7 protein-coding genes are annotated in these 6,500 nt (G+C 68.2%); 2 read left to right on the top strand and 5 right to left on the bottom strand.

The genetic code is table 11. The annotated features are described in order from the left end of the window. From ACFP2T_RS46640 to ACFP2T_RS46655, 4 genes are all read right to left on the bottom strand, one after another. Window positions 1–247: hypothetical protein (locus ACFP2T_RS46640; RefSeq protein ID WP_377434158.1), on the bottom strand; the 247-nt coding region annotated here is incomplete at its 3' end. Window positions 248–309: 62 nt separating this feature from the next. Continuing rightward, entirely contained in the window at window positions 310–495 is a 186-nt protein-coding gene (locus tag ACFP2T_RS46645; protein ID WP_377434161.1) for a hypothetical protein, read from the bottom strand. 108 nt (window positions 496–603) lie between these two features. Next, the gene (locus tag ACFP2T_RS46650; RefSeq protein WP_377434164.1) at window positions 604–969 is read right to left on the bottom strand and encodes a hypothetical protein; all 366 of its coding nucleotides are present in this window, start codon (window positions 967–969) and stop codon (window positions 604–606) included. A gap of 273 nt (window positions 970–1,242) precedes the next feature. Next, window positions 1,243–2,406 carry a low temperature requirement protein A gene (locus ACFP2T_RS46655; RefSeq protein ID WP_377434166.1) on the bottom strand — a complete coding sequence of 388 codons (1,164 nt, stop codon included), beginning with the start codon at window positions 2,404–2,406 and terminating at the stop codon, window positions 1,243–1,245. Window positions 2,407–3,822: 1,416 nt separating this feature from the next. On the opposite strand from ACFP2T_RS46655, the gene ACFP2T_RS46660 reads away from it, so the two are divergent. Together ACFP2T_RS46660 and ACFP2T_RS46665 are read left to right on the top strand one after the other, a co-directional pair. Beyond that, entirely contained in the window at window positions 3,823–4,476 is a 654-nt protein-coding gene (locus tag ACFP2T_RS46660) for a DUF1345 domain-containing protein (protein WP_377434168.1), read from the top strand. A gap of 165 nt (window positions 4,477–4,641) precedes the next feature. Then, window positions 4,642–5,652: a mechanosensitive ion channel family protein gene (locus tag ACFP2T_RS46665; protein ID WP_377434170.1), complete on the top strand. Its 1,011-nt coding sequence runs from the start codon at window positions 4,642–4,644 to the stop codon at window positions 5,650–5,652. A 370-nt stretch (window positions 5,653–6,022) separates the two neighbouring features. Here the strand turns inward: ACFP2T_RS46665 and ACFP2T_RS46670 are convergent, their stop codons facing one another. After that, window positions 6,023–6,385 carry a hypothetical protein gene (locus ACFP2T_RS46670; RefSeq protein ID WP_377434173.1) on the bottom strand — a complete coding sequence of 121 codons (363 nt, stop codon included), beginning with the start codon at window positions 6,383–6,385 and terminating at the stop codon, window positions 6,023–6,025. Window positions 6,386–6,500 lie beyond the last annotated feature (115 nt).

The raw sequence follows: 6,500 nt of genomic DNA on the forward strand, positions 1-6,500 counted from the left end.
GGTCTGTTTGCCGCCGGTGCCGCCGGTCACCGGCTGGCGGTTGTCGACCCGGCTGCCCCGATCTGTTCGACGGCCGGCGAAGATAGGGTGCAGCCAGCGCGCACAGCGCCACCACGATCCCGGCCGCGCTGCCGAGCTTGTCCGCTTTGTCCAGCCCGACCACGAACAGGTACGTCACTGTCCCGGCGAGCACGGCGAGGAAGATCCCCCGGCTGATCCACGTCCACATCCCAACCGGACGGAGCATCCGCGGTTCCCTCACCTTCGCGTGATGAGACTGCTACGCCCAGTATATTTGTGTGTCGCCACTCAGTTGACCAGCTCCTCGGTGGCCTTCCGGCCCGCGCCGGCATCGATGCGCGACCAGCTCGTCCAAATTTGATCGCCCGGGGCCATCGCCGACACCATCACGGCGACCAGCTTGGACCCGGTGCTCATGACCACCCCATCGAGCGTCAGCTCAACGTCCAGACCTCGGCTGGACGGCATGATCATCGTCGTTTGGATCTGGTGACACGGTTTCTACCGGCACCCCTGTTCGAACAGGCTGCGGAGGGGTCAGTGCCGGCTGTCTGAGTCAGTGGTGGCCAGCCGCGTTCACCGTCAACGGGCACACGTTCGGCACCGCCGGGCATTGCATGATGCGGGCGGGGTCGGTCCGCTGCGTCGTGGTGCCGGGTCGAGCCCGGCCTGTTTGAGGATCTTCCACACGGTGCTGGCGGCTACCTGGTAGCCCAGGCCGATCCGTTCGCCTTGGATGCGCCTGTGTCCCCAGGTGTGGTTCTCTGCGGCCAGGCGTAGGACGAGGTCGCGGATCTGTGCGGCGATTGGTGGGCGGCCAGTCCTGGTGTGTGGGTGGGTCCAGTGCCGGGCGATGAGTTGGCGGTGCCAGCGCGGCGGTGTGGCCGGGGCGACGAAGAAGGCCGACCACCGCTCGCGGGGGAGTAGCCGGGACAGCGCCGCGAGCACGAATCGATCTTCCTGACGGAGGTCCGGACGGTGCACCTGCCGGCGTAGGACCGAGACCTGGTGTCGGAGCACGAGATCTGGCGCAGCAGTTGGCACAGCAAGGAGGCCTTCACATCGGGCTCGTTGTCGCCGCTGGTCGGTCTGCGTCGCACAAACCTTCGCCCAGTGACCGTGGTCCCTCAATGCCGCGTGGGCTCGTCCCGACCCTGCTTGACGAGCCGCCTGCTGATCTCAGGCGGCGAGGAGTATCACCGGGCGGTCGATCCGGCGGGTTCAGTAGGCCGGCGTCAGCGGTTCGGGAGGGCGCCCACGGTCGCGCACCGTGTCCGCGACGGCAACCCCGCCCAGCACCAGACCGGTCACGGTCGCGCCGGCCAGGATCGGCAGGTGCATTACGCCCGGACCCACTGCTGCCAGTGCGAGGATCCCGATCAGCCGTGAAGTCGAGATCCGGCGGAAGACCTCGTACTCGAGCATGGCTCGACCGGCGAGGAACAGTGCCGGACCGCCCAGGCTGGTGATGACCCAGCCTGTTGCCGGATCACCGGTCGGATCCCGGATGACGAGGTCGAAGCCGGCGGCGGTGACGACGACGCCGGCGACCATCACCGCGTGGTTGTACGGCGAACTCTGGCTGAACCGGGCGGGCCGCCGAGAGGCGGCGATCGCGGCCGGCAAGAGCTGCCCAGCGCGGTGTACATAGATCCGCCACAGCAGGATGGTGGTGCCGAGGGTCACCGCGAACGCCGCGAGGTGTACCGGGCTGAACTCGCTGCGACTCATCGCCAATCCGATGATCAGGATCGCGTCGCCGAGCGAGACGACGAAGAACTGCTGGAACCGCTCGCCGAGGTGCTCGGCCACGCTGAGGAGTTGCGCGCCGCGGACCCGGTGCCCTCCGGGTACCCAAAAGCGCAGCCCGAGTCCGATGCCGTCGATGGCCAACGCGACCGTCCAGAGGACGAGCTGCCAGGTGCCGCCGAGTACGCCGCCAGCCAGCCATGGCACGGCGGAGGTGGTGAACCAGATTATGACCTGGACCGCCCGCTGGAACTCGACGGGCTGGCGTCGCAGGACGGGAGCCAGGAGAAGCCCACGACTCAGATGGATCCCGACGTATCCGGCCGCGAAGATGAGACCCTGCTGAGCGAAGGCACCCGGTATGGCGGCGGCCATCAGCAGGCTGCCGACGATGGCCATGACGGTGACGCCCTGGATCACCGGCTGTTTCGGATCGTAGAGGTTGGTGATCAGGAGGGTTGCGCCCCACACCCAGCAGAGTGCCATCAGCAGGATCAGGGCGCGGTACGCGTCACTCCAGCCCGGGTTTCCCATCAGCCGCTGCGAGATCAGGGCCAGGACGACGATGTACACCAGGTCGAAGAAGAGTTCCAGCATCGTCGGACGGCGGGCGTTCTCGGGACGGGATGTCAACATTCGTCAACCTGGTGATCGAAATCGGGCCGCCTGCTCACCGACCGGGCTAGACCTCAGTTTCACACCCATGGCCGGGCGGAGACTGCGAAATCCGGACGCTGCCAGGGTGGAGGAGGCCCGAGCCCGCTCGCCCGGCTAGCGGCGCTCGCTGATCGTGGCCAGCATCGGCATGGGGCTCGTGTTCGTCGCGACCTCGCCGTCGTGCCGGGCTTGGTGGGCCGGCGGACTTCGGCAAGGCCGCCGGGACCAACGACACGATCCGCGAAGTCGGCGGGGCGCTCGGCGTGGCCGTGCTCGTCAGCGTGGACCGGCACCACGTCTGCGGCACGACGCGCTGTCGGATGATGGCCAGGTGTCGACCTGAAGATCGGCGTCAACGGCCGCCGTTGGGTCGGGTTGGGGAAGGGCAGGGGACGGCTGCGGTACTGCGAGTTTGACATTGAGGCGCGGGGACGAGGCGCAGCCGCCCGAACCCGCCGCGCGGCGATCCGCCTGCCTCGACTCGCTGACGCCGAGCGGAGCCAGCCGCGCCAAGTGGGGGAGCGGCGGGGCAGGGTGCTCGGCACGAATTCGTCGAGAGGGTCTTCCTCGGCGTGGGAGATCGGGCCTGGCGGCCTGCTCGCCGAGACACGCCGGACGGGATGACGATCGACGGCGTACCGCGTTCCGGCGTGGACCGTGTTGGCCGGCGCGGTTAGTGGGCCTGGCTCTGTCGGGCGGCCTCGACGATTCGCCGATTGCCGTGAAGTGCCTGTGCCGGGCGCCGGCGCGGCCGACGATTCGAGTGTGTGGGAGAAGGTCGACGTGCCCTGGTTCGGTGGCCCGGTCGATGGCCGATCCCTGTCCGTACCCCCCTCTCGACGACGACGGGCTTCCCCCGCGACAGATCTCTCAGTGGGTGTTTGAGAAGGGGCTATGAGGTCCGCGGTTGGTAGCTGTTGCGTGGTTGGTGCGCCTCGGGTGAGGCGGCGGGTCATGGTGTTGACGGCGGTCGAGCGGATCATGCCTCGCTCGGTGGGGTCGTCGCGTTCGGTGGTGGCGTCGGCGGCGTACATCGCGAGGATGGTGAGGGCGGCCAGGGCGAGCGGACCTGGTGCTGGTTCAGCCCGACCTGGCCCTTGGCTGCCTGGAACACGTCTTCGACGGTCCAACGGCTCCCGGCGACTCGCACGAGCTGCGTGAGTCTGGTCGGCTGTGGGGTCCAGCAACGGTAGGAGGTCAGGTCACCGGTGGTGGCGTTGCGTCTTAGATCGACAGGCTGTGCCGGCTGACGGCAATGCCACCGCCGTGACCCCGACAACAACGGCGGCTGAGACAGCGTCCCAGGACAGGTCACCGGTGCCGCGAGCCGACCGATCCGGACGGAGCGCGGCATGGCTGGCCGGTCTTCCTTCGACCGCCTGGAATCCTGAGCCCATGGGTCAGGTCAAAATGCGAACGCCGGATCGGATCCTCTCCGTCCGGCGCCTGTCGATCTCGCTGGCCGCCGGCGCCGTAGTCGCCGTGGCCGTCGCGGTGCTCGGGTTCCCCGAACTGTTTCCGCTGGTCGGTTGGAACGTGGCCGCCACCGTCGTACTGGTTTGGGTCTGGCGGATCAGTTGGCATCAGGGGCCGGAGGGCACCGAGCGACTCGCCGAGGAGGAGAGCCGGTCACGCTCCACCGACGGCGCGGTGCTGATCGCTGCAGTGGCCAGCCTCGGCGCTGTGGCCTGGGCGCTCGTTCACTCCTCGCGCAACCAGGACGCGCTCGCGGTCACTCTGGTCATCGTGAGTGTGCTCACGGCGATCCTGTCCTGGGGATTGATGAACACCGTATTCGCCCTCAAGTACGCGCGCATGTTCTACCTTGAGGATGGCGGGATCGACTTCAAGCAGAGCGAGCTACCGGCCTACACCGACTTCGCCTACCTGGCGTTCACCGTCGGCATGTCCTTTGCCGTGTCGGAGAGCGAACCCGCCAGTACGCGGATCCGGAAGACCGCCCTCGGTCACGCGCTGCTGTCCTACCTGTTCGGCACGGTCATCCTCGCCGTGGCCGTGAACCTGGTGACAGGCCTGGGCGGGTCCTGATCAACAGGCCTCACGCCGCAGAACCCGGCGGCACGGTCGGTCCACGGAGGCGCGACCGTTGGCGATATGCGTCCCGTCCCCCGCCGCTCGGTGTCACGCTGATGCGGTATCACGGAGTGAGGAGCCGCGAAGGATGGGGACCAGGACCGCAGCGGACGGGATCCCTTGCGCACAGCGTTGATCGTGCTGACCGCGGTCGGCGCGGCCGTGGTGGTGGACCTGTTGACCGGCGTGCTGGTCCGTCGGTTCGCCCGTGGCCGCTACCAGTGGCTGCTGACCCCACTGCGCCAGGCCTGCCGCCGTCCGACCACGGTGGTGCTGCTGCTCGCGGCACTGTACTTCGCGCTGTCACCGGGCGGGACCGAGTGGGTCCGCGTGGTTCGCCATGTCATCCTGCTGCTGTTGATCGCCAGCGCCGGATGGCTGGTGGTCAAGGCGCTGCACGTCGCCGAGGACGTCGCGTTTAGCCGGCTGCCGGGCGAGACGGTCGCCGACCGCAGAATCCGCCGTGCCCGTACCCAAATCCGCCCGGTACGCCGGCTGACGTCGGCTGTCGTCATAGTGGTGGCGGTCGGTCTGATCCTGGTCACCTTCCGGCCCGTACGCTCGTTCGGGCTCACCTTCCTGACCTCGGCCGGCGTGATCGGCGCGCTGATCGGCCTGTCCGCCCGGACCGCGCTCGGCAACGCCTTCGCCGGCATCCAGGTCGCCTTCGCGGACAGTCTGCATGTCGACGACGTGCTGGTGATAGACGGCGAATGGGGACGGGTCGAGGAGGTGAAGCTGACCAACGTGGTGATCCGGCTCTGGGACGACCGGATGCTCGTCCTGCCCACCACCTACTTCACCGAACACACCTTCCAGAACTGGACGCGGCACGAGACCCGGGTGGTCGGCGAGATCCGTATCCACGTGGATCACACCGCCGACCTGGACGACCTCCGGCAGGTGACCAGACGGCTCGTCGAGTCGTCGCCGCTGTGGGACCGGCACCAGTGGGTGTTGCAGATGGTCGACGCCACCCCGCAGACCGTGGTCATCCAGGTCCAGGCCTCCGCCGCAGACGGGCCGAGCGCCTGGGATCTCCGCTGCGACCTTCGCGAGGGCCTGATCCATTACCTGCGGAACACCCATCCGCAATGGCTGCCCCGCACCCGTGGCGAGTACCAGCCCTGAGGCCCGTCCAGCGGCGACTGCGCTCGCTCGCCACGTCTAGAAGGTCGCGAGTCCCCTGCCTCTCGCTGCCGAATGGTAGCGCCAAACAGGGCGACGGCTAGCGGCTGCCGCGACCGCCGACGAGTTCCTCGGGTGAGTGTCCGAGAACGGGTTATGGGACTCGCTGGTGGTAGGTGCGGCGCTGTTGGGCGGGTGGCTGGTGCGCCTCGGGCGAGGCGGCGGGTCATGGTGTTGGTCGCGGTCCAGCGGATCATCGGTTCGGAGGTGGCGGGGTCGCGTTCGTAGGCGCGGGCGAGGCGGCGGTGTGCGGTGAGCCAGGCGAAGGTCCGCTCGACCGGCCACCGTCGGGGATCAGGACGAAGGGCCGGTGTTAGGGCAGTAGGTTGAGGTCCTGTCGGGCTTGGTCGACTTGGTCCTGCCAGATCCACAGTCGGTGTGGTGGCGGGATCTGGTGGTAGTCGTAGAGCCCGACCTCGGGGCGGGTGCGGAGGTCGACGCAGACGCGCTGGAATGCCTTGGTTATGGCGTCGGCGGGGTCGTCGAGGGTGCGGGCGCCGAGTTTGACACAGGCACGGCATCCGTAGGCGAGGAGTAGATCATCTGCGAACTCGGCCCACGCGCCGACTCGTTGCGTCCAGGCGGACTCGGCGGCGTCGGGGAGTAGGTGTAGGTCTTCGTCGCGGGGGATGGACGGGTAGATGAGGAACATCGCCGCCCAGCCGGAGGCGACCATGTCGAGATTGAATGTTCGCCGGTAGCGGTGACTGCGGCGCTGCGGCGGCTGCCGTTGTCGGCTCCGCCTGAAAACTGACCATGTGGTTCCGGCTGAATCGGGACCACCTCCTGAA

The organism is Plantactinospora solaniradicis (assembly GCF_042658085.1).
In the GTDB taxonomy this organism is placed as follows: Bacteria; Actinomycetota; Actinomycetes; order Mycobacteriales; family Micromonosporaceae; genus Plantactinospora; species Plantactinospora solaniradicis.

Excerpts from the sequence above, each read along its gene's own strand:
- ACFP2T_RS46655 (WP_377434166.1), bottom strand. The coding sequence starts at position 2,406 with ATGTTGACATCCCGTCCCGAGAACGCCCGCCGTCCGACGATGCTGGAA.
- ACFP2T_RS46670 (WP_377434173.1), bottom strand. The coding sequence starts at position 6,385 with ATGGTCGCCTCCGGCTGGGCGGCGATGTTCCTCATCTACCCGTCCATC.
- ACFP2T_RS46645 (WP_377434161.1), bottom strand. The coding sequence starts at position 495 with ATGATCATGCCGTCCAGCCGAGGTCTGGACGTTGAGCTGACGCTCGAT.
- ACFP2T_RS46660 (WP_377434168.1), top strand. The coding sequence starts at position 3,823 with ATGGGTCAGGTCAAAATGCGAACGCCGGATCGGATCCTCTCCGTCCGG.